Annotated in this window: 25 protein-coding genes; all 25 read left to right on the plus strand. The window is 41.5% G+C overall.

Going from position 1 to position 21,184, the window contains the following annotated elements; all coding sequences use genetic code 11:
* Nucleotides 1-474: hypothetical protein (locus J6I68_RS11335; RefSeq protein ID WP_292220425.1), on the plus strand; the 474-nt coding region annotated here is incomplete at its 5' end.
* Nucleotides 475-563: 89 nt separating this feature from the next.
* Complete coding sequence (locus J6I68_RS11340; RefSeq protein ID WP_292220427.1) at nucleotides 564-1,025, plus strand: hypothetical protein; 462 nt, start codon at nucleotides 564-566, stop codon at nucleotides 1,023-1,025.
* 81 nt (nucleotides 1,026-1,106) lie between these two features.
* Nucleotides 1,107-1,340 (plus strand): hypothetical protein, encoded by a 234-nt coding sequence (locus tag J6I68_RS11345; RefSeq protein WP_292220429.1) that lies wholly within the window; start codon nucleotides 1,107-1,109, stop codon nucleotides 1,338-1,340.
* A gap of 14 nt (nucleotides 1,341-1,354) precedes the next feature.
* Nucleotides 1,355-1,717: a hypothetical protein gene (locus J6I68_RS11350; protein WP_292220430.1), complete on the plus strand. Its 363-nt coding sequence runs from the start codon at nucleotides 1,355-1,357 to the stop codon at nucleotides 1,715-1,717.
* A gap of 193 nt (nucleotides 1,718-1,910) precedes the next feature.
* Entirely contained in the window at nucleotides 1,911-3,668 is a 1,758-nt protein-coding gene (locus tag J6I68_RS11355) for a hypothetical protein (RefSeq protein ID WP_292220432.1), read from the plus strand.
* Between the two features lie 75 nt (nucleotides 3,669-3,743).
* A complete protein-coding gene (locus J6I68_RS11360) occupies nucleotides 3,744-4,028 on the plus strand; it encodes a hypothetical protein (RefSeq protein WP_292220434.1) in 285 nt (94 codons plus the stop codon).
* 86 nt (nucleotides 4,029-4,114) lie between these two features.
* On the plus strand, nucleotides 4,115-5,122 hold the full coding sequence (locus tag J6I68_RS11365; RefSeq protein WP_292220436.1) for a hypothetical protein: 1,008 nt from the start codon (nucleotides 4,115-4,117) through the stop codon (nucleotides 5,120-5,122).
* On the plus strand, nucleotides 5,119-5,646 hold the full coding sequence (locus J6I68_RS11370; RefSeq protein WP_292220438.1) for a hypothetical protein: 528 nt from the start codon (nucleotides 5,119-5,121) through the stop codon (nucleotides 5,644-5,646). The genes J6I68_RS11365 and J6I68_RS11370 overlap by 4 nt, the downstream gene beginning before the upstream one ends.
* 182 nt (nucleotides 5,647-5,828) lie before the next feature.
* The gene (locus J6I68_RS11375; RefSeq protein ID WP_292220440.1) at nucleotides 5,829-6,002 is read left to right on the plus strand and encodes a hypothetical protein; all 174 of its coding nucleotides are present in this window, start codon (nucleotides 5,829-5,831) and stop codon (nucleotides 6,000-6,002) included.
* 8 nt (nucleotides 6,003-6,010) lie between these two features.
* Nucleotides 6,011-6,727, plus strand: a complete 717-nt coding sequence (locus J6I68_RS11380; RefSeq protein WP_292220441.1) for a hypothetical protein — start codon at nucleotides 6,011-6,013, stop codon at nucleotides 6,725-6,727.
* Complete coding sequence (locus J6I68_RS11385; RefSeq protein ID WP_292220443.1) at nucleotides 6,724-7,101, plus strand: hypothetical protein; 378 nt, start codon at nucleotides 6,724-6,726, stop codon at nucleotides 7,099-7,101. Before J6I68_RS11380 ends, J6I68_RS11385 begins: the two co-directional genes overlap by 4 nt.
* A 77-nt stretch (nucleotides 7,102-7,178) precedes the next feature.
* Entirely contained in the window at nucleotides 7,179-7,361 is a 183-nt protein-coding gene (locus J6I68_RS11390) for a hypothetical protein (RefSeq protein WP_292220444.1), read from the plus strand.
* A gap of 30 nt (nucleotides 7,362-7,391) precedes the next feature.
* Nucleotides 7,392-8,069: a macro domain-containing protein gene (locus tag J6I68_RS11395; RefSeq protein WP_292220446.1), complete on the plus strand. Its 678-nt coding sequence runs from the start codon at nucleotides 7,392-7,394 to the stop codon at nucleotides 8,067-8,069.
* Between the two features lie 84 nt (nucleotides 8,070-8,153).
* Complete coding sequence (locus tag J6I68_RS11400) at nucleotides 8,154-8,384, plus strand: hypothetical protein (RefSeq protein ID WP_292220447.1); 231 nt, start codon at nucleotides 8,154-8,156, stop codon at nucleotides 8,382-8,384.
* A 206-nt stretch (nucleotides 8,385-8,590) separates the two neighbouring features.
* Entirely contained in the window at nucleotides 8,591-9,154 is a 564-nt protein-coding gene (locus J6I68_RS11405; protein ID WP_292220448.1) for a tyrosine-type recombinase/integrase, read from the plus strand.
* Nucleotides 9,155-9,350: 196 nt separating this feature from the next.
* Entirely contained in the window at nucleotides 9,351-10,568 is a 1,218-nt protein-coding gene (locus J6I68_RS11410) for a WGR domain-containing protein (protein WP_292220450.1), read from the plus strand.
* 51 nt (nucleotides 10,569-10,619) lie between these two features.
* Nucleotides 10,620-12,125 carry a hypothetical protein gene (locus J6I68_RS11415; RefSeq protein WP_292220451.1) on the plus strand — a complete coding sequence of 502 codons (1,506 nt, stop codon included), beginning with the start codon at nucleotides 10,620-10,622 and terminating at the stop codon, nucleotides 12,123-12,125.
* A 10-nt stretch (nucleotides 12,126-12,135) separates the two neighbouring features.
* The gene (locus J6I68_RS11420) at nucleotides 12,136-12,657 is read left to right on the plus strand and encodes a metallophosphoesterase (protein ID WP_292220453.1); all 522 of its coding nucleotides are present in this window, start codon (nucleotides 12,136-12,138) and stop codon (nucleotides 12,655-12,657) included.
* A 324-nt stretch (nucleotides 12,658-12,981) separates the two neighbouring features.
* The gene (locus J6I68_RS11425) at nucleotides 12,982-13,983 is read left to right on the plus strand and encodes a phosphoadenosine phosphosulfate reductase domain-containing protein (RefSeq protein WP_292220454.1); all 1,002 of its coding nucleotides are present in this window, start codon (nucleotides 12,982-12,984) and stop codon (nucleotides 13,981-13,983) included.
* Between the two features lie 503 nt (nucleotides 13,984-14,486).
* On the plus strand, nucleotides 14,487-16,631 hold the full coding sequence (ligA, locus tag J6I68_RS11430; protein WP_292220455.1) for an NAD-dependent DNA ligase LigA: 2,145 nt from the start codon (nucleotides 14,487-14,489) through the stop codon (nucleotides 16,629-16,631).
* Between the two features lie 112 nt (nucleotides 16,632-16,743).
* Nucleotides 16,744-17,667 (plus strand): thymidylate synthase, encoded by a 924-nt coding sequence (locus tag J6I68_RS11435; protein WP_292220456.1) that lies wholly within the window; start codon nucleotides 16,744-16,746, stop codon nucleotides 17,665-17,667.
* Nucleotides 17,668-17,805: 138 nt separating this feature from the next.
* Nucleotides 17,806-18,273 (plus strand): hypothetical protein, encoded by a 468-nt coding sequence (locus tag J6I68_RS11440; protein WP_292220458.1) that lies wholly within the window; start codon nucleotides 17,806-17,808, stop codon nucleotides 18,271-18,273.
* A 44-nt stretch (nucleotides 18,274-18,317) separates the two neighbouring features.
* Nucleotides 18,318-18,818, plus strand: coding sequence for a hypothetical protein (locus tag J6I68_RS11445; protein ID WP_292220460.1), 501 nt, complete (start codon nucleotides 18,318-18,320; stop codon nucleotides 18,816-18,818).
* Nucleotides 18,819-18,942: 124 nt separating this feature from the next.
* Nucleotides 18,943-19,320 (plus strand): hypothetical protein, encoded by a 378-nt coding sequence (locus J6I68_RS11450; RefSeq protein ID WP_292220461.1) that lies wholly within the window; start codon nucleotides 18,943-18,945, stop codon nucleotides 19,318-19,320.
* Nucleotides 19,321-19,438: 118 nt separating this feature from the next.
* Nucleotides 19,439-21,019: a helix-turn-helix domain-containing protein gene (locus tag J6I68_RS11455; protein WP_292220462.1), complete on the plus strand. Its 1,581-nt coding sequence runs from the start codon at nucleotides 19,439-19,441 to the stop codon at nucleotides 21,017-21,019.
* Nucleotides 21,020-21,184 lie beyond the last annotated feature (165 nt).

Consider the following 21,184-nt stretch of genomic DNA (forward strand, 5'->3'; position numbering starts at 1 on the left):
CAGCCAGAACCTATAACGATTGAAGAACCTGAAATATATAAGGGAAATGAACTTATAACAGACTTTGGTGAAAACTTTCAGGGGCATCATTTCGATGCCGAGGAAGCTGCCCTGTCTATTATAAAGGCTTATATCAATAACGATAAGTCGCTTGAATACAGTCATGTAATCCCTTATATTCAGAACTTCGTCGATGAGTTTGTTGAAAATGGCAATCTTCAGACAACGTACACATCGGAGGATGGTTCAGAACACTCAAGATGGATTCCGCTTAAGTACTTTGGCGAGAGCATCTTACCACTTCAGCTTGTAGATACAGATGGATGTGCCTATTACTCAGATGGCAATGAGTTCATCATCGCAAGAGCAGATGGCAGTCTTGCAACGGACTATGAGTTCTTTTATGAGAATGCCATGCTGGAAGCTCTTGAACAGGGCAACTACAAGTACAAGGCTGAAAATGTACAAGACTGATAACTGAATAGCAACAAGTCAACGCCCACGGGCTGCGCAGTGCTTAATTGCCAACTGCATCAGCCCATTGGGGCTGAGATTGGATTAAAATGTATACAGTTAGAGCATATCGGTTAAAGAACCCAAGGAATGTGGAATCTGAACTTCATGTAGAGGACTTAAGAAAAGCACAAGCTCTTGCAGATGCCACATTTGAGGCAACAACGCAGACGGTCGAGGTTATCGATGGAAAAGGTATAATTGTCTATACGATGATGACTCCTAAAAATGCCTTTGACCGGGCCACTCCTAAGACCAGAGAAAGAGCCCTCATGGAAACAGCCATGAGGATCATGGATGTATATGGTGAGATGGTATATTCTCAGTATTTAAGTCCTGATAAGCTCGACTCAGTAGATTACATGGAGAAGCTTCAGCTCTTTACTACATGGGCTTTGGAATATGAGGAAGAATTCTTCGAAACTGACGACTATGAAAATAATTACCTCGATCATACAGAAAAGGTATTTATTGCAAAGCTTAAGTCGGAATTCGGCTCAGAAGAAAACTAAATAGTCACTAATACCTGCCTATGGGCTGCCCTGTGGAGAAATCCCAACAGGAAATGCCCGTTTGCGGGCAAGGACTATATAATGAGGAAAATCGAAAATCTCATACATGCTACTCAGCTTGCAATCGTTATTCTTCTGTGGCTTCTTGGAAGCGTCACAGTGGTAATCGTTCCGGTTGTCGTGACACTGGTTGGATTGTTGATACTCTCCATTGGAGCGCTAATATTCTTTTCAGAGGCAAAGAAAAGATATATTGCTTCAAGAACCATAGACAAGATGATGGTTGCAGCGAAGAAAAAGACTGATGCGGCATAAGGAGGATCATTCATATGAAATACGTATCATTAAAAGATGGTGAGAAGCTGCTTGTTGAGGCTCTGATGCTTGCAAAGGAACTTGGCCACACCGTAGAGATCAAAAATTACGATGAAGGCTATATGCGAGAGGAAGGCTGTCCTGATTATTATGATTTTGAGTTTGAGTCTGTTATCGACGGAGATGTCGTTGCTACAGATGAGATGCCATCTTACGAAGGAGATGGCTGCAACGATGTTGTGATAAGTGTTAAGGACGGAGCAGAACTCTATGAATACAGCGTGTGGTATTCAGACGATTCCGAGGATCGCATTTATATTGATGAGATCAAGAACTACCTGGAAACATATAAGTCAGCCTCGGTTATTGGCAGTTGACTTGCAAATACGCCTATAGTATAATATTCATAACGTCAAAGTACATATAGTAAAAATCATCTAAGCCGTTTACATTCGTGTAAGCGGCTTTTTTGACGTTTTCTAATAGATTTTCTTTAAATTCCGCCGTTTCCGGCGTTTACATAGATTACCAATAAAACCAATTTCATACTTTGCAAAGGAGAAATAAAAAATGAAGAAATATTTTTTTGTGACACTGATCATAAATGCGGTTGAGTTGCTTAAAAACAACTTCGACATAAAAGAGGAAGCCAAAAGCGTCTTCGCTTCGAATGAATACTACCGCGATACCTTAATGGATGAAATGTCTGAGGATGGCATTCTTGAAGAGTATGTTGACCTCTTTGGCTGCGGCGATCCCGAGGTGCTTTTTGACAACTATATCACTGTAGATACGGAGAATGTTGAATACAACTTCGAAGAAGATGCAGCCGATGAAGGCCAGCACAGAGACTGCTGCTTCTTTAAGGTATACTGCGATTTTGAGCTTGAAAAGTACATCAAGGCCATGGATCAGGGAAACGCTGAAGACGCGGGAGAGGATGACGAGATTGCCATCACTGTTTTCCGTGATACTATTGATCCTAATTTCCATGGAGACGACAATCTTGGAACACTTATCATCAAGAAGGATATGCTTATGAAGTATTTCAAGGAGCGCATCCTACCTGACTTCAGGGGTGATGATAAGACTGTCTCTGACGAGGGACTTCTTCAGGAATGGCTTGATGAGTACACGGCTGATTCAACTACTGACCTTTATGATTTCATACAGCTTGAAGAGAAGAGGGCCAAAGACAAAGAACACTATCAGAAACTCTATGATGAGAAGTATGACAAGCTTCTTGAACAGGCTAAGAATGACGGCCTAAACGATCCTGAGGCATGGGCTAATGATACCTTTGATGAGGATGCTACACCGGAAGAGGTTGTAGGCTATTACCTTGCATGGCATGGTGATGAAGCATTTGAGGATTGGATGGAAAATCTTAGATTTTATCAATCTAAGAGCGGCATTACCAGCCCCGCCAAGAAAGAGCATGATAACAAGGTAACAAAGCTCCTTGAAAAGCTCTTTGGTCAGGTTTGGGTTGATGAGATTGAGTGGGATATCCCTGAAGGGAAGAAGCCATCCAATAAGCTCACTGATGCAGTAGCCATTCCATCTACAGTAGTAGATGTGAAAGAGTACCTTTCTAAAGTGTATGGCTTCAGCCCTAAAGCATTCAGGTGTGAGTCATTCGGTATTCGTTTGGTCTATAAAGATCCGAATTCTCGAGAGCTTGAATTTTGTCTTCCAGAAGCAATGACAGCATACCTTGAAAGCGGCGATCTCTATAATCCGATTACTGAGACTTTCGTTTCTCAGTACAACGACAAAGGCCACATCATTGTCTATACAGGCATTGATGTCAAGAGAGCAAGACAGCTTGCAGATGAGACCTATCATGCAGGTGAAGAGTCATGGACATCTGTTATCGGACCAGGCGGTGCTATCTACGAAAAGGATTTTCCTTTTGATAGTGCTGCTGACAGCTGGATTAGAGATAATTTCTCTAAGGATGGCTGGGTTGTAGCTGATACTGATACGTTTTCCAATGAGAATAAGGTTTTCATACACCATGCATGGGATTTTGTTCCTGTTGACTGGATTGTTGGAATCTCAGGTTCAGATATGGACGATGTAGAGGTAAAGGTTGTGCACGGCACAACTTATCAGCTCAAGAAACAGCTCATTTCAGAGATTCAGAACATCATAGCTGATGGCGATCCTGATGATTGGGATTCGGGAACTGAGGAAGCAGACGAAATCGTTATGCATAATGACGGAAAACTTTATGCGTATGTATGCTTTAAGGACTGTCACTTTGATCTGACGGCAACACCGATTTCAGTTGCATCGCACATTGATTTGTCCGGTGTGTGCTAGGACTGCTTAAAAATAATCAACACCCATATAGGGGGCAATTTATACTGCCCCTTGTGGGCAGAGATTGGAGAAAAAATGGCGAATACATTAAAGTTACACGCAAGGGTAACAAAGGAAATCGAGGTAACAGAAGAGCAGATGGAAAGGCTCTGTAACTTTCTTTGTGGAAGTACAGAAAATTGTGATGTCACAGACATCAAGGAGGCTTTTCTCAAGGGCGTAGATTCTGGCAATTATGAGGCAGGCTACATCCCTCAGGCCTGGATTCAGGTCGATTTCGAACGGCTTGGCGATGACAATCCAATCAAACAATACCTTGATGAAAATCAGCTCAATTTCGATGATATTGAGTTGTACTAAAACTAAATAGTAACTTCTGCATTAGGCAGGAAACGTTGATAAAAAATGTGCTCCTGCTTATGGCAGGGGTACTAGGAGGTTTTAAAATGAGATTTGAGAAAAATATTGACAGCAACACAATCCTTGTATCATCAGTAACTGACAGTGATGCGGTAGTTCTTGAGACACTTGGCTATACACATTCATCTGTCAACGACAGAGAAATTGATGGCAGGAACGGTTTCAAGATCAGCTGTGAGTGCTGGACAAAGAAGGAAACACAGCCTAAGCTTGGCGCATTTGTCCTTTCAACCTATTATTCTTTTGACAGCGACATGCCGGTATGGATGTTTGCTACAGAGGAGGAGGCAAGGGCAGAGCTTAAGCGTCAGTTTGATGAAGAGCTTCGCATCCAGACAGGAGAAAATGGACATGTTCAGGGAGAAGACCTTGAGATAATTTGTAGCGACGATTGGCATTTTGCTTCAATTACAATTTCCGGATCTAATTGGGATTCAAATAAAGATGTAATGGAGTGGAATGTATCTCAGGTAAGAACGGATAAAGGTATCGGTTCAGAGATACCCGTTCCTGCAAAGGATGATTTCATGAATCCACCTGTACCCGATGAGAATGAAGTTACAAAGCATATTGTAGAGCTTCTTGATCATAATGAGCTCTCTGCCGGAAACATCTCAGAAGTTTTCAGAGCAATTCACAGACAGGATAGCTGTATCGGAGGCAAGATCTGGAGCCATAATGATATCAGAAGTCAGCTCAGGGATAACTACAACATAGACTTATCAGATGACGCAGTAGCCATTATCGCGGATAATATCAACGACACTCTTGATGATTGTCACGATGCTGAATGGATGGCTATAGATGAGGCAATCAGAATTTCTGACATCAAGATCAAGGTTACAGACATTGACTGGGATGTTGATGCGAATGACTTCGATGATGAGGCTGAGTATGATGCCGTAAATGAGAATCTTCCAAAAGAGGTTGAAATTCCTCTTTCAAACCTTGAGAACGTCTTGATCGAAGATTATCTCTCAGATAACTACGATTACTGCGTCAAATCATTCAAGACAGGGGAGGCGGCAGCATGAGCGACAAGATAACAGTTCTTAAAGAAGTTACATATCCAGTTCAGGGGACTACTAAGTTAAGGCTTTATGATGAAGATTTTGATCAGTCCGGTACAGACCTTGAATTCTTTGGCAATATCAGCGCAGCTCCACTCGGACTGCTGCGCATTCGCAAAGTACATGTTGTATGTGAACCCGATGAGTATTTCAAGAACGGGTTTGAGTACGATGAATACAAGGTAGATGTTTTTCAGGCCAAGAACGAAGCTATTCTTGAAGCCTATGAGCATGGTCAGTATTACCCCAAGGCTGTAAAGAAAAGATACGGCCTCAACTGTGAGACTGCAAGCTTTGTCTGTGAGACCAAGTTTGGTTCCGACAAATTTAGCACCGGAGCAGATGGATATTACGCCAACCTTACTCAGATGAAACAGTACTATGGAATGATTCTTCATTTCTCATTTGCAGACGACATGTTTACATTTGAAGAGCTGGAAGGAAGGTTCCTTTGCTTGTGGGCCAAGAGAAAGGCTGTTGTTGCTTAAAACTGTTGTGTTTTCAATACACTTATAGTATAATAAAACCAACGTCAAACGTAATAAGTAAAAACATTCAAGAGTCATGGCACATCTGCCGTGGCTCTTTTTTGACGTTTCAGATAGATTCCCCTAAATTCCGCCAGAAGTGGCGTTTAAATAGATATCAAATATAAGGAAGGTAAAGCGTTATGAAAGCTAAACCATGCACGCTGATTATGAACAGCCCTCTTAATGGTTATATCTTCACTCCCATGGAATGTGAAAGCATTGCAAAAGCAATAAAAATCGCTACAGAGTGGGAATGTCCATTCCGCATCTTTGATAAGGACGGACAGCAGATAGGACAGGGCTGGAGAAAGTGAGGAAAACAATGATAACAAATATCAAAAAAGTATATTTCCATATCAAAGGTATGGAGACATCAAAAGAAAGAGAAGGGATAAAGGGCGACCCAAATTATATCCTTGCGTCTCTCAATTACGACTCCGTAGGAGGCTTGTGCTATTTCTGGGACATTCGCCCGGTATATAAGTACATGCTTGGCGACGTAGAGATGGTCGCAGAACCCTTTGGTCTTGCAGTAGCAACACCTTATCTCAGGGAAAGTCTTGTAAGATGTGGCCGGAAGACTTTTAAGAAGGAAGCGCAGGCTATTGAGCTATTTGATAGCAATGTAGTATCAGCTATTACGCATAGACTCAAATACAACATCGAGCTTGAAGACGAAATGAACGGCTACTTTAAGACAGATGACCTTCAGTGGTGTAAGAAGGTTTCTAACCATGAATTTGATCTCGTAGAGGTTAGGAGTCAGCTTAACCCTGAAGAGTTTGATGTTGTAGCAGGCAGTGTTGACATTTCTGATTACTCAGAAGATGAGCAGGAAGCATATGTAGAAGGATATTATCAGAGCCTTGATGATATTAAGACGCAATATCCTAACGATTATGCTCAGATCATTGCCGAGTGCATCTTTGAGCAGACTCACGAGGTTGAGCTTACGAGCTTTGGCCCTTATGCATCAGAAAATGATGCTGAGAAAGAAGCAGAACGCTACATCAAGGCTCAGAAAGAGGTGGTTGCATGAATTATAAGATAGCAATCATCAAGATGGGTCGGTTAGACAAATTCACTCAGAGGCATGTTATAGTAAGCACTCCTACTGATTGTTTTACACTGTCCAGACATAAGGGAGGCGATATAAGCCTTTGGTCTGGAGGATTAACAGTAGAAGAGGGAGAACAGCTTGTACTTGCATATAAGAATGACCCTCATTTCTTTGGACGACTTAGGAAACGGCTCTACGAAGAAAATGAGTGCGAAGGCTGCTCAGAAAGAGGCCTTTATACATACGAGAGCTTCAAAGAAATGCTTGAGCCGTTTGGCCTTGAAGAGAAGTATATCAGACTACTTTTCGAGACAATTTGCAAAAATGATGCTGAAATGATTATCGAAAACTAAAGTAACTTTACCCGCCACTAGCCGGGAGTAGTTCATAAGTACTCCTGCGGTGGGGGAGTGCTACGAGGTACAATATAATGAAGAAATTTAGAGTATGGGCAAAAATGACATCTTATGCTTACCTGGATGTAGAAGCAGAGACCGCAGAAGAAGCTTACGCGATTGCTGATTCAACAGATGGAGGAGAGTTTATCTCTGACGAATTTAAAGGCGATTGGGAGGTTGATCCTGACTGCGATATTCAGGAAGTAGATGAGTAACCCTACAATATAAGAAAAGAGGAACCCAAAATGGTAAAAGAAGTATATGGAGATCTGTTAAAGCAGCCTGTAGATATCATAGCTCATCAGACGAACTGCGCCGGAGTTATGGGTGCGGGAATCGCTTTACAGATCAAGAAATCTCTTTTGACTTCAGAGGAATATAACAAGTACGTTAATATCTGTAAACAGCAGGGAGCTGACCTTCTTGGTAAAACACAGCTCCTTGAAGCTCCTGATGGCAGAATAATCGCTAACTGTTTCGGTGAGAATATCCCTACAGGAAAAGGAAAAGACACCGACTACGATGCTTTGATGCACGCGGTAGCCAAGATCCGTAACTATGCGAAAGCAAGCGGACTTAAGGTAGGTGTTCCCGGACTTATGGGATGTGGCCTTGCAGGAGGTGACTGGCGTATCGTAAAAGATATTTTATATAAGCTCTTTGGTGCCAAAGATGAGCCTGAGCTTATCATCTGCTATTTTGATAAGGATGAGTTTTACAAGAACAATCCCGATCAAAAGCCAAGACAGCTTCATACAGAACGCGGAGATATATACGTAGAAAGGACTTTTAGGTCAAAGGAGGAAGCTTCTGCGGAAGGATATTATTATTCCTTCCGTTCTTCAGAACTTGGTAAAGACCTCTTCTCTAAGGCATTAGATGACAGAGGCTTACGCCATTCCTTTGCGATAGTAGAGGAATGAATAGATATATAGTACTCCGACGGGAGGCCCTTATGGGTAGCAAAAAATACGCTGCCCGACGGGGCAGCCATGGAGGATTATATTATGAATAGTCTATTTAATGATTTGGTTGATTTTTGTGCAGGTGTTGTTGGTTTCCTTGTAAGCGGAGGCCTTGCAATACTTGGAGTGTATATCGCAGTATGGTATGCAAAGAATTTCTCTGAAGGAAAGAACTTCTTCAGAAACATTCTTATCATCGCTGCCGTTACACTTGGCCTTGTGCTTATCGCACCAAACATCGTAACACTCTTATTCAACAACATGAAGATGTAACAATCAGTCTAAGAGAGCTGCTTTCCGAGAAATCGGAGGCAGCTTTTTTATTGTTTTTATTTCTTAAATTGAAAGGTACGTAAAAGAACTATTTTACGTACCCGATAATCGTGATAAAATCATGGGTGTGAAAAAAGCGTATTTTTTGGCTTAAATATACGAACCACAGCCATCGAAAATACGAACTTATTTTGGGGGTTTAGTTTTTGAACAAGACAACAGTTGCACTCACAAATGAACAATATGAGGAAATTATAGATGTCATGAGATCGGGTGGTCCTTACTTTAGAAAAAATGACAGGATCGCTACCGCTCTTGTCCTTGAGGCCAACCTTGGACTCAGGATAGAAGATATTTTGAATCTGAAATTAAATGACATAATAATGGATGGCGACAGATACAGATTAAATATAATAGAAAAGAAGACCGGAAAGAAAAGAACATTTACTGTTCCACTTCCCATATACCAATATATAAAACTGTATGCAGTAGAAAATAGCATCCCGGGAAACGAGAAGTTATTCCCGATCACAGAAAGGGCAGTACAGAAATATCTGTTTAAGGTTGTAGACTATCTTGGCTTTGAGAATATTGGAACCCACAGCTTCAGAAAATTCTATGCTACGGATATATATACCAATAACAACTACAACATAATCCTTGTGCAGCAGCTCTTACAGCACAGCTCCGTAGCAACTACTCAGAGATATATCGGCATCACATCTCAGATGCAGGAAGAAGCTATTCTTGGACACATGGTACTGCGCTAAAATGCTTATTGCCATTAAACTACACTTATAGTATAATAACAGTAACGTCAAAAGAATAATCGTAAAACAATAAGAGTCATGGCTTCATAGCCGTGGCTCTTTTTTACGTTAATCATAGATTTTCTTTAAATTCCGCCCATTCAGGGCGATTACATAAATCACTTTAAAAATAATTTCATATTGGAGGTAATAAGAAATGGTAGAGGAAAAGTACCTTATAATGGTTGATCCATGTGACAACCACAACAAGTTTTATCGCATGATCCCACTTCCTAACGGAAAATTCCGTGCTGAATGGGGAAGAGTAGGAGCTAATGCCCAGTCGAGAGAGTATGACCAGAAGTTTTTCTACGATAAATATCAGGAGAAAATCAGAAAAGGCTATACAGATCAGACTGATCTTCACACATCTGCAAAGACTATCCTTACAGCGCAGTCTAAGTACAGAGACATTGATGACAATGAGATAAGAATTCTCGTTGACAAGATGCTCGCTTGGGCGGACCAGGTAATCAAAAAGAATTACACGGTAAGCGCTGATGAGGTAAATCAGGATGCAATCGATAAGGCTCAGAGTATTCTGAATGCTATGACTACGGTAAGTAGTCTCCCTCAGTTTAACAGATACTTAAATGAGCTGTTCCTTATAATCCCAAGGCAGATGAAAGATGTGAATGAGATGACCGCTAAGAGCTCATCAGAGTTCTCAGAGATCATCACAAGAGAGCAGGCACTCCTTGATACGATGGCAGGTAAGGTTGGAAAGACTCATCCCGACATCAAGTCTGTTAAGGCCGGTAATACTCAGGGGATGACAATCCTTGAGGCAAACGGGCTTTCAATCAGACAATGCGATCAGAAAGAAAAAGATGAAGTCAGGTCACATCTTGATCCTGAGACAGCAGGACGGTTCCTTAATTGCTGGCATGTAGAAAATGAAGCCACTCGCAAGAGGTTCGATGCTTACTGTAAGAAGTACAAAATCGGTAAGCGCGGCATCAAATTTTACTACCACGGAAGCAGAAATGCTAATTACTGGAACATTTTCAAGCAGGGACTCATGATCAGACCTACTCAAAAAGTAACAAGAGCTGGAGCTATGTTTGGTTCAGGCCTTTACTTCGCACCTAAAGCTAAAAAGAGTGTTGGTTATACCGACTCAGGCTTTTGGGCAGCAAGAACAGGCAGCGCAACCTATTCAAATAAGACCGTTCTTCTTACAGTCTTTAAAGTTGCCATGGGTAAGCAGATGGATATCTCGGCAGCTAACTCAAGTCTCACTGAGACAAAGGTTAGAAGCATGGGGTATGACAGCGTATTTGCACATGCCGGAACACAGCTTCGTAACGATGAGTGTATCGTCTATAACGACGATGCTTGCACCATCTGTTACATCATAGAGCTCAAAAACTAATCGATAATCTCTGCGGGTTTATCCCGCAGGGATATTTATTTAGGAGGAAAAATGAAGGCAATCATAGACATAGACAATGAAGGAATATCACAGGAGATCGAGCACGACGGCACAGAGTCATCACTCTGGAAACAGGTCGGTGAGTATCTGCTTAATATAGCAGTACCTAACAGAATCACTGTTACAAGTGGAGGCCAGTACGCAGTGCTTGATATTCAGAAAAGAGGAAGCTTTGTAAAGAAAGGAATAAAGCTTCCATCAATGTATGTTACTTGTGACTGTAACTACTTGCAGCTTAAACCATCACAGTACCCTGAGGCATACCTAAAGTGCGTAAACCTTGAAGGCAATAATTACAAGTTTTACCATCTACTACCTCAGGACAGTGCCGGAAAGACAGTAGCTGTAGATGCAGAGTACGGAAGCATAGATACAGATACTTGCAAGCCCAAACACTTGCAGACACCTTATGAACCATATCTTTACTGGATCAGGTACTATGAGAAACTATCCAAGGGATATGAGGATCATACCAAGTTTCAGCTTGGAAGTAAGGTTATAAAAGGTATTGTATCTAAGAAGAAAGACACTTCCCCTAACGGAGCATTATACAGAGAGCTTATGGCTTATGCACATCATGTTGTAAAAGAGTCTTTACAGGATTCTGAGAACATCACGGTTGCCCAGGTCAAAGAAGCCCGAAAGGAATTCAATAAGCTCTGTGCGATGACCACATACAGGGGATTTACAAACCATCTTCAAAAACTTATTGCTTTGTCTCCTAGAAATATCGGAAATAGAGCAATGGGCCACGCAGCTCATATGTCTGAGCTTCTTCCAAAGGATTTTTCCTGGCAGAAGGACAAGAATAAAAGAGCAGGCCTTGAGAAAGATGAGATGGAAAGGATTATTAGCAGAGAAGAGGCACTTCTCCTTGCCATGGAAGCTGTAGTCGGTTCTCCAAACGTTAAGTCTGCAAAGGACACGCTCGATTCGTTCAAGCAGTTTGATATAGACGTGTTTGAGGCAACTGACGAACAGAAGAAAGAAGTCATGAGCTATTTATCCCCAAGGCTTCAGGCGAAAGTAGACAAAATCTATAGAGTAAAGCCACATTCTCAGGAAAAGAAGATGCGTGAGTATTGCAAGAAACACCATATCAAAGCAATCAGGAAGTTTTGGCATGGCTCTGTTAATGCAAATTGGGCATCAATAATACAGAACTCACTTCTGATGAAACCCGCTGCAAACGGAAGGATGTTTGGTGATGGCCATTATTTTGCACCATCAGCAGATAAGTCTTTTAATTACACATCCTTCAGAGGTACTACATGGGCACATGGAAACAGTGATACCGGATTCATGGGACTTTATGCAGTAGCTTATGGAAATCCATGGATGGTAAAAAGCAGCGGAAAATATACAGAATATCAGGTGAGAGCAAATGGTTATGACTGTGTGCACGCAGCAGCAGTAAATACAGGGCTTAGAGCAGATGAGGTAATTGTCTACTCGGACTCAGCTATCTGCCTTAACTACATAGTCAAGTTTAAATAGGAGGAATAACATGAACTACTATACATCCGATCTCCACTTTGGATGTCAGGCAATCTTTGACAGGACAAACCGCCCTTTCAAAGACCTTGATGAGATGAGGGATGTTCTTATAAGGAATGTAAACGAGACAGTATCACCTAAAGATACACTCTACATCCTTGGAGACATCTCCTGTGCAGAGTATGATCCGACAGATGAGCTTAAGGCTATGAACTGCCGGAAAATACTTATCAAGGGAAACCATGATGCGAGGTGGGTAAAGCACCGTCATTTCAGAGCACAGTTTGATGAGATATATGATATCAAGGCTGTAAGGGAGAATGACACAAGGATTGTCCTTTGTCACTATCCTTTAGCTGAGTGGGACGGATTCTGGAAGGGCCACTGGCACTTCTACGGACACGTTCACAACTCGAATGAAGGTGCAGGGCTCTTGATGAGCCAAATCGAAAGATCAGTAAACGTAGGCGTTGATGTCAATGATTTCAGACCAAAGACATCAGCAGAACTCATGAACATAAGAAAGGATTAACACAGATTCCCCGTAGACGGGGTTCCTGTAGCGCTGCCGGGCGTCATTTTAAAATGTGCGCCCAACCAGCGTACATTTTAAGAAAGATGGGTTGTAGTAAGGGTTGTTCCTTATGTGCATCAGCTTAAAAACAGGGTAAAACATAATAACTACGAATTGCGGAGACCGGGCACTGTGACGAGGGCGTGCCAAAGATACCGATTACAAGGTAAGTAATGAGATTATGGTAGGTATTAGACCGAAGGATAATCTCGGGGTTCCAATAGAAAACAGCATTATATGTTGCCACACGTATACGGGCAGAACCGTGTAGTGTGGATGTTGTTGAGAACTTATGAAGATTTAAAGAACCTGAAGCACCCAACAGAAGAAGAATTCATTCTCCTTGACAGGCTTCAGAAAATTGAAACCGTAGTAAATAACTACGGAGAGGATAAATTCGCCATATCTTTTTCAGGAGGCAAGGATTCTACAGTACTCTCAGCGCTTATCGACCTGGCACTTCCGGGAAATAAGATCCCGAGAGTATATGTGAATACCGGAATCGAGCTTAACATGATAAGGGACTTTGTATTTGACCTTCAGAAGGAAGATAGCAGAGTTGAGATCATAAAGCCTCAGGTTCCCATCAAGCCGATGCTTGAAAGAGACGGATATCCCTTTAAATCCAAGAAACATGCTCATCATGTTGAGAGGTACAACCGCATAGGAATGTGTCCTTCAGTAGAGCACTATCTTGGAGAAAGCGGCGATTGGGGGACAAAACAGCGTTGCCCTAAAAGCCTTAGATATCAGTTTACTCCTGAGTTTTCTGAAAGACTTGTTGTTTCTGACCTTTGCTGTGTAAACATGAAGGAAGAGCCCTTAGAAAGATGGGGTGAAGAACATAATAGGCCAATCGCAATTGTCGGAATAATGAAGGATGAAGGCGGGCGAAGAGAAAACGCAGTATGCCTTGCTTTTGAAGATGACAAGCTCAAAAAGTTTCAGCCAATGAGCGTAGTAACTAAGAAGTGGGAAGAATGGTTTATTAAGGAGTTTCAGATTAAAATCTGCCCTATATACCTTCCACCTTACAACTTCGAAAGGACCGGATGTAAAGGCTGCCCATTCAACAGACACGTACAGAAGGAACTTGATACTCTTGATAAGTACTTCCCAAATGAGAAGAAGCAGTGCGAACTCATATGGGCTCCGGTATATAAGGAGTATCGAAGGCTTGGTTATCGCTTAAGGAAACCTCTGAAAATAACACTTTCTGAGGATGAAACAAAGAGCTGCGATGCAAGGCAGCTTGATTTGTCAGAATTCATGCGTCTGGCGTAATTGCGGTATTGCAAATATATTTTACTTATAGTAAAATTATGGTAACGTCAAATGCATATAGTAAAACCATAAAAGAGTCATAGCGTAAGCTGTGGCTCTTTTTTGACGTTTAATATAGATTTCCCTAAGTTACGTCCAATGGGCGATTACATAGATGAACTACCACCACCGATGATATCGGAAATAGTTTCTACAATACCTTACGGTATAGTAAGGCACGTTCACGGTGCCGCTACTCCGTTGGGTAAAACCCTTCGGTATACTTGAAAATGTTATTTAGTGCGCTTGTGGCACGTGGGAACTAAACACCTTGTATATTTTACGCACCACAGGTTCTTGGTTTGTTAGATTCGTGGTACAACCCTATATATACAGTTTTCAAGGTTCCGATATACTTATTTTATCACGAACAACTGTTCGTGTAAAGGCGATTCATCCCACAACCGACTTCATCGGAAGGGGATTTCTCGCTAAATTTTATAAACAAAATGGAGGATAAATACATGATAACAAAAACTTTTGTAGCTGATGGTTCAGCACAGGCAGTACTTACACAGGAACTTGCAGAAGCAAACGAGGCTTATCGCAATTCGGGAATCACTCTTATGAGCGATCTGGAGTATGACAAGAAACTTGAAGAGCTCGCAACTCTCGAAGAGAAGAACGGCTTTAAGTACGACATCAGCCCTACCGACAAGGTTGGCGCTGAGGTTGTATCAGAACTTAAGAAGGTAACTCATGAAGCTCCTGCGCTTTCCCTTGATAAGGTAAAGTATAAGGATAGAGAAGACCTTGTTATGTGGCTTAAAAATAGCGATGATCATGACAACGCCGTGATAAGCTGGAAAAATGACGGCCTTACAGTGGTGGCCACCTATGATAATGGCAAGCTTACTCAGGCAGTTACCAGAGGAGACGGAGTTGTCGGCAGCGATATTACCCATAATGCAAGATTCTTTAAGGGACTTCCTTTGGAGATTCCTTTCAAGGACCATCTTGTTGTCAGAGGCGAAGCTGTAATGACTTTTGCAGAGTTCGAGAAAGTAAATGCCGAAAATGACGGCATTTATGAGAACCCCCGCAATCTCGCATCCGCAACCATTCAGATGCTTGATGCAAACGAGTCAAAGAAGCGTGAGATCAGATTTATTGCTTTTGAGCTTGTAGAACCTGGAACCGATGTTCTCATCGGAAATATCGACTTCAATCTTCAGTATCAAATTGAGAGATTTGGCTGGCTCTACTCATTGGGATTTAACGTAGTTGAGAACGAAAAGGTAAATTCCACCAATATCCTTAATAGGATAGAGGTTTGGAAGGCCGCTCTTTCAGAACTTGACTACCCCACAGATGGCCTTGTTATCTCTTTTGATGACATGGAGTACGGTATGAGTCTTGGGAACACCGGACATCACTTCCGTCATTCAATGGCTCTTAAGTGGTCAGACGAGACGGTAGAGACTACAATCCGTGATATTGAGTGGAGTGTAGGAAAGACCGGAGTCATCACTCCTGTAGCTATTTTTGACGAGGTTCGTCTTGGCCTTGGTAGCAATGTTACAAGAGCAAGCCTTCACAATCTCAGCATTATGAGAAAGCTCGGAGTTAAAATTGGAAGCAAGGCCCAAGTTTATCTTGCAAACATGATTATTCCGCAAATTGCAGAAACAGACGGACAAGGAGAGGATATTCATTATCCGGGAACATGTCCTATCTGCGGAGAAACAACTTATGTTTCTGAAGATAATGGAGTCAGGACACTCCACTGTGAAAACAGGAACTGCGCGGCACGTCAGATTGGAAGCTTAATGAACACCTTCTCAAAGGATGGTTTGTTCGTTAAGGGCCTTGGCGAAAGTCAGATAGTAGATCTTATGGGAGCAGGACTTGTAGATTCAACACCACTTTCATTTTACCGTCTAGTGAACAAGGACAAAGATTCTATATGCCAGAATGACATCACGTTTTTAGCAATGGAAGATGGTCTTCTTTCATTGGATGGCTGGGGAAAGAAAAAATGGGATAATCTCATGGATGCGATTGATGCTTCCAGAGGCACAACACTTCAGAAATTCCTGTACAGCCTTAACATTCCGCTCCTTGGAAACGACCTTTCAAAGAAGCTGTCAAAGTACTGGAAGGATGACATCAATGCCTTCAAGGCATTTGTAGAGTCTTTCACAGGACTTTATGAAGGTGATTATTCCCGTGATGATGAGGCATATGCAGAAGGAGTTTATGAAGCAGAATACAGAAAGCTCTGTGAGATTGATGGTGTAGGAGCTGAGAAAGCTAAGAACATCATCAACTGGGTTGAAGAGACTACAGCTTATCGTGAGAAATATGAAGATTTCATTGCTCTCATTAACGAGCTGAACTTCCCTGAGCCTAAGGCAGAGTCTTCTGACAACAGCCTTGAAGGGCTCACCTTTGTAATCACCGGTTCAGTCCATGATTATAAAAACAGAGATGAGTTTAAGGTATCTGTTGAGGCGAGAGGCGGTAAGGTCGCAGGATCAGTAAGTGCTAAGACTTCGTTCCTTGTGAATAATGATATCACCTCTACTTCAGGAAAGAACGCCAAAGCCAAGGAGTTGAACATTCCGATCATTTCAGAGGATGAGTTCATTTCACGCTTTGGAAGGTAAAAAATATTAAACCCAGCGGGGACAGGTAAAACAGCCTTATCCCCGCGCAAGGTTTATACATCAAATGTAAAAAAAAACGCAGTTGAATTTGCGAAAAAAAGGAGAAAGAAACATGAGAAAAGAAGATAATATGGCTAAAGCCACATTTCAGAAAATCTTGGATGAGGGGTGTATGGATATAAATCCACGTCCGCATTATGCAGACGGAACACCGGCACATACACTCTCATTCAATCACCACATGCAGAGTTATGATCTGTCCAAGGGAGAATTTCCTATCATTACACTCAGGCCTATTGCAGTTAAAACAGCAATAGCTGAGCTGTTATGGATCTATCAGCAGCAATCAAGTGACCTCGTGTTATTTGATGCCCTGATAAATAAGCCTTCTTTCTATGATGGCGAAAACTGGAAGATCAATAACTGGTGGGAAGAATGGGCTCTCAGAAATGAGGACGGAAGTTATAAGCTCAACGAGCTTGGACACCCTTATATTGGGCAGTGCTATGGAGCCACGGTAAAACGCCATGAGCTTGTAAACAATGTCATTAACGGCATCAAGAAAGATCCTGATGGCCGCCGTCACATTATTAACATGTGGCAGGAACAGGACTTTAAGGAACCTCATGGTTTAAAGCCATGTGCATATCAGACAAACTGGAATGTAAGACATGGAAAAGATGGCGTTGATTATCTTGATATGTGCCTTTATCAGAGATCAAGTGATTATGCCACAGCTGGATGCATCAATCAGGTACAGTATGCTACATTTCTTGTGATCATGGCACACTGTCTTGGATATAAGCCTGGTAAATTTACCTGGTTCGTAGACAATATCCAGATCTATGACAGGCATATCGAGCAGGTTAAGGAAATGCTTGACCGTGATTCTATCGACTGTGCTCCTTATATTTGGATCAATCCGGACAAGACGGACTTTTACAGCCTTACTCTGGATGACATTAAGCTCAAGGATTATCCAAGAGAGCTGATTAAGGAGACAAACCCTCAGCTCACTTTTGAGCTCGGCATCTAAATATGCAGTAGATAAGACAATGGAAGTGCTAATGCTTCGTTCCTTGTGGACAATGATTTTGGAAAGTAATCTCCGACGGGAGACACCTAACGGTGGTTGTTATATTAAACCACCGACGGGTGGTCTCTAAGGAGAAACATGAACAGTTACTATAACACAAAAGGAGTTAGGGAAATATGCCATGATGTTAAGAATACGTCTTCTAATAAAGATGCAATTCTGACAATGGCCGAATATTTCTCTGACCTGAATATCCTTGATGGGTCAAGTATCATCATCCCTGCACCACAGCATTACGGATATGCTGATTACACTTTGCAGATTGCAGAACGTGTATCTACTGTAACAGGAGCTAAGGTCCTGAACATCTTAAAGTGCCATCCAAGGGATATGCTGTATGACCTTAAAAAGCAAGGAAAAAGAAATGCAGCGGGCCTTTACTTATCGGAAGATATCAAGTTATCAGGGAAGTATTTCTTCCTCGATAACGTGATAAGCACCGGAAAGACTTTTAGAGAAGCTTGCAGCGTAACAAAATTAAATCTTACTGCTTTAGTATATGCGGTAGATGAAACTAACTATAGACCCCTACGCATGGGACAATAAGCTATATCCCCCTGCGTAGAGGGGATGTAGCAGTTAGGAGAGCTATGGGAATTATATTAAAAGATTTCCAGGATAAATTAGCAGGCAGGATCAAGATGTTCTCTAATGGCGGCTACTCAAATACGCAGCTTGCTAAAAGAAGAGACGTATCTGACAACATCCTTGCCTATGCAAAGAAAACCTTTCCGGAGATAGCTGATTTTCTTGAAATAAAGTATTTTTCAGGATGCGGCTATTTCAGTGGCTATTCAGATTTTATGATCACATACAAAAACTGGCCAATAATCGCCATGAGCACTCACTCAAACACTATCGAAAAAAGGAGATATGATACAGAATATTACATTAAGTATTCTGACAGGATATGTGAGGCGGCCAATGTGGGTGATATTCCAGATCTTGAGCATGCATATACTCTTGATATGATTGCTGATGAGTGCATGGAGTATTCAAGAGAATCAAAGCGTGCAGCCATAGAGTTTGAAATAAAAGAAAAAGAACATGAGCTTGAGAAATTAAAATCGCAGCTTACATCCATCGGATAACAACAAGGTATGCAAAGAAGCTGAGATAAGGAAAAAAACTAAATAGCAACAATCGATGCCTACGGGCTGCCAAGAGCTGAAAAGCCAACTTGTCCGCCCGAATGGAGCGGAGATTGGAATAATTATGATTTATGCAAAACTAAATGAAACTGTAGAAAGATGCAAGAAAGCTGCTTTTGCAGCATTCACTCTTGCAGACATCATAAACGCCAGCGAGAGCGGCGGCATTGGACCGGCAAGGAAACTTCTTGGCGGCACATTCACAAAGAAAGGTGATGAGATATCGGTAAGACTTAACTACACATATCCTGAAACATGTGGGCTCTCAGACAGAGTGTACCACATAAAGGATGCAGGTAAGACCTTTACAGATGTCTATACTTTCAAGAACGGCAAGGCAAGTCTTAATGGTGGCAAGCTGTTCGAAGAGCCTTGGCTTTCACAGACTAAGATGATGCAGGAGAATTTCTTCTCAGAGTTTTCAGATATTATTTGTGCATGATACGTACATTTAGAGCTTTCCTAACAGGAAGGCTCTTTTTGTTTGCTTATGTGCATAATATTTACATTGAAAAATACACCTTTAGTGTAGTATGATGTACGCAGAAAGGAGATGGGATGTGGGAACTGAAAACAATAAATTAAAAGTACTTAGAGAAAGGGCCGGCCTTTCACAGGAAGAATTAGCAATACTAATGGGACAAGCAGGATGGGACAAATTCAGCCGAGAGAATATCACAAGATATGAGCAAGGCGTTGGTCTTAAATTTGTAGATGCAATAAGATACGCTCAGTGCTGTAATGCAAGACTTGATGAGATGGCTAAGCTCCTATATCCTGACATGCCTTACAATCTATACCACAATCCTGAAAAGGCCATGGAAGACTTAAAGAATAACATTAAAATAGAAAACCCAAAGGGAGAATTATACGAGAAGACAAGAGAGGCTATGTCTGATTACAATATAACAATACTCAACGCAAAGGATGAAGACAGTGCTGACAATCTCAACCTTAAGGTGATTGCTGGATCTGGAGAAGGAAAATCATGTCAGCTCATAATGCCGACACTGCTCAGAGAAATGCAAAAAGCAAATGACAATTACAAACCCAGGCCAAGACGAAGCAATATAGTTCTTGGTGGACATGCAAGCATCGCAGAAGCCATAATGAAATCCGAGATCACTCATTGTATGGAAGAAGGCGAGAATCTATTTATCGTTATTCCAAAAGACTCTCATTATAAGAACGAGCTTGTAAGAAGGGGCAAGGAGAAAGGATATAGGGTAGTAGATATTGCATCGCTTAATGATATAGACATTAAAAGCATGCTAATGTATGAGCGTTATGACATGAGAGGCGCTATAGATGTCTTTGTTGATTGCCTTTTGGAAGATAGCAGAGATCCTGATGATTTTTGGCGTATTGGAACTAAAAGAATTCTGATAGAGGCTTTTACCGATATTCTAACGGAAGCTAAAGAAGGAAAACTTGCGTCGCTTCTACTTGACAGGCTTGATGGCTCCTTTGAGCTTTCTAACGATATTAGCGGTGTGGTATATGATATATGTCTTATGAGCGCACGTATGGCTGTTACTAATCTCTATAAGCTTAACACGGTTATATCAGGCGAGCAGAGGCCACTATTTGAGGCTCTTTTGGAAAAACATATATATCTGATAACAGAAGACGCATTCTCCCCGTATGCAGGCTATATCATTCCGCAGTATGCCAGAAACTATGAGTTTTCTCATTCTTTAGACTCAAAGTCAGCTCATACAAACATTTTTGTGTTTGAAAGTTCAAATTCGTGCAAGATTATTCCGGGGAGCACACTATATGAAGCTATTGCCTCATATAGATTTGTGAATTTTAATCTGAGATTCTTTAGCATAGAGAATGCTCAAGATACATTCGATACAGTAGCAAATGACATTCTTAAGATTGTAGATCTTGGAGTAGCTACAGAGTTTTGCAGTTACGAAACACTTTCTTATATACACGGAAAGAAAAAAGTGAAAGAGAAAACCCGAAGAGGGCGAAAAAAGTTGAAGAGCGAGGAGACGCAACTACATGAGTACGCAATGCACCTCAGAAAGCAAAACATCAATTATGTCAAAGTTAAAGCTTTCCCTGACAACGAGGTAATTGAATATACCATATATTTAACGCATGAAAACGAGTCACGGCAAGACTCATAATACTTTTGTCTAAGTATAAATGAATTTCTGTATTTATAGATCAAGTCAGCTTATCATTTTATTATACTGCTTTTGTATTGTTAAAGCCATTTCCGATGTCATCAGTCATGGTAGTTCATACCTGAGTTTGGAAGATTTTCACTTGCATTTTCATTACACCCATAG

It is taken from the genome of Butyrivibrio sp. (assembly GCF_017940685.1).
GTDB lineage: Bacteria > Bacillota > Clostridia > Lachnospirales > Lachnospiraceae > Butyrivibrio.

What these genes read in the sequence shown, in the direction of transcription:
- J6I68_RS11350 (WP_292220430.1), top strand. Translation starts at nt 1,355, where the DNA reads ATGAAATACGTATCATTAAAAGATGGTGAGAAGCTGCTTGTTGAGGCT.
- J6I68_RS11440 (WP_292220458.1), top strand. Translation starts at nt 17,806, where the DNA reads ATGAACAGTTACTATAACACAAAAGGAGTTAGGGAAATATGCCATGAT.
- ligA (WP_292220455.1), top strand. Translation starts at nt 14,487, where the DNA reads ATGATAACAAAAACTTTTGTAGCTGATGGTTCAGCACAGGCAGTACTT.
- J6I68_RS11420 (WP_292220453.1), top strand. Translation starts at nt 12,136, where the DNA reads ATGAACTACTATACATCCGATCTCCACTTTGGATGTCAGGCAATCTTT.
- J6I68_RS11370 (WP_292220438.1), top strand. Translation starts at nt 5,119, where the DNA reads ATGAGCGACAAGATAACAGTTCTTAAAGAAGTTACATATCCAGTTCAG.
- J6I68_RS11360 (WP_292220434.1), top strand. Translation starts at nt 3,744, where the DNA reads ATGGCGAATACATTAAAGTTACACGCAAGGGTAACAAAGGAAATCGAG.
- J6I68_RS11395 (WP_292220446.1), top strand. Translation starts at nt 7,392, where the DNA reads ATGGTAAAAGAAGTATATGGAGATCTGTTAAAGCAGCCTGTAGATATC.
- J6I68_RS11400 (WP_292220447.1), top strand. Translation starts at nt 8,154, where the DNA reads ATGAATAGTCTATTTAATGATTTGGTTGATTTTTGTGCAGGTGTTGTT.
- J6I68_RS11450 (WP_292220461.1), top strand. Translation starts at nt 18,943, where the DNA reads ATGATTTATGCAAAACTAAATGAAACTGTAGAAAGATGCAAGAAAGCT.
- J6I68_RS11410 (WP_292220450.1), top strand. Translation starts at nt 9,351, where the DNA reads ATGGTAGAGGAAAAGTACCTTATAATGGTTGATCCATGTGACAACCAC.
- J6I68_RS11375 (WP_292220440.1), top strand. Translation starts at nt 5,829, where the DNA reads ATGAAAGCTAAACCATGCACGCTGATTATGAACAGCCCTCTTAATGGT.
- J6I68_RS11380 (WP_292220441.1), top strand. Translation starts at nt 6,011, where the DNA reads ATGATAACAAATATCAAAAAAGTATATTTCCATATCAAAGGTATGGAG.
- J6I68_RS11415 (WP_292220451.1), top strand. Translation starts at nt 10,620, where the DNA reads ATGAAGGCAATCATAGACATAGACAATGAAGGAATATCACAGGAGATC.
- J6I68_RS11435 (WP_292220456.1), top strand. Translation starts at nt 16,744, where the DNA reads ATGAGAAAAGAAGATAATATGGCTAAAGCCACATTTCAGAAAATCTTG.
- J6I68_RS11385 (WP_292220443.1), top strand. Translation starts at nt 6,724, where the DNA reads ATGAATTATAAGATAGCAATCATCAAGATGGGTCGGTTAGACAAATTC.
- J6I68_RS11345 (WP_292220429.1), top strand. Translation starts at nt 1,107, where the DNA reads ATGAGGAAAATCGAAAATCTCATACATGCTACTCAGCTTGCAATCGTT.
- J6I68_RS11445 (WP_292220460.1), top strand. Translation starts at nt 18,318, where the DNA reads ATGGGAATTATATTAAAAGATTTCCAGGATAAATTAGCAGGCAGGATC.
- J6I68_RS11355 (WP_292220432.1), top strand. Translation starts at nt 1,911, where the DNA reads ATGAAGAAATATTTTTTTGTGACACTGATCATAAATGCGGTTGAGTTG.
- J6I68_RS11365 (WP_292220436.1), top strand. Translation starts at nt 4,115, where the DNA reads ATGAGATTTGAGAAAAATATTGACAGCAACACAATCCTTGTATCATCA.
- J6I68_RS11340 (WP_292220427.1), top strand. Translation starts at nt 564, where the DNA reads ATGTATACAGTTAGAGCATATCGGTTAAAGAACCCAAGGAATGTGGAA.
- J6I68_RS11390 (WP_292220444.1), top strand. Translation starts at nt 7,179, where the DNA reads ATGAAGAAATTTAGAGTATGGGCAAAAATGACATCTTATGCTTACCTG.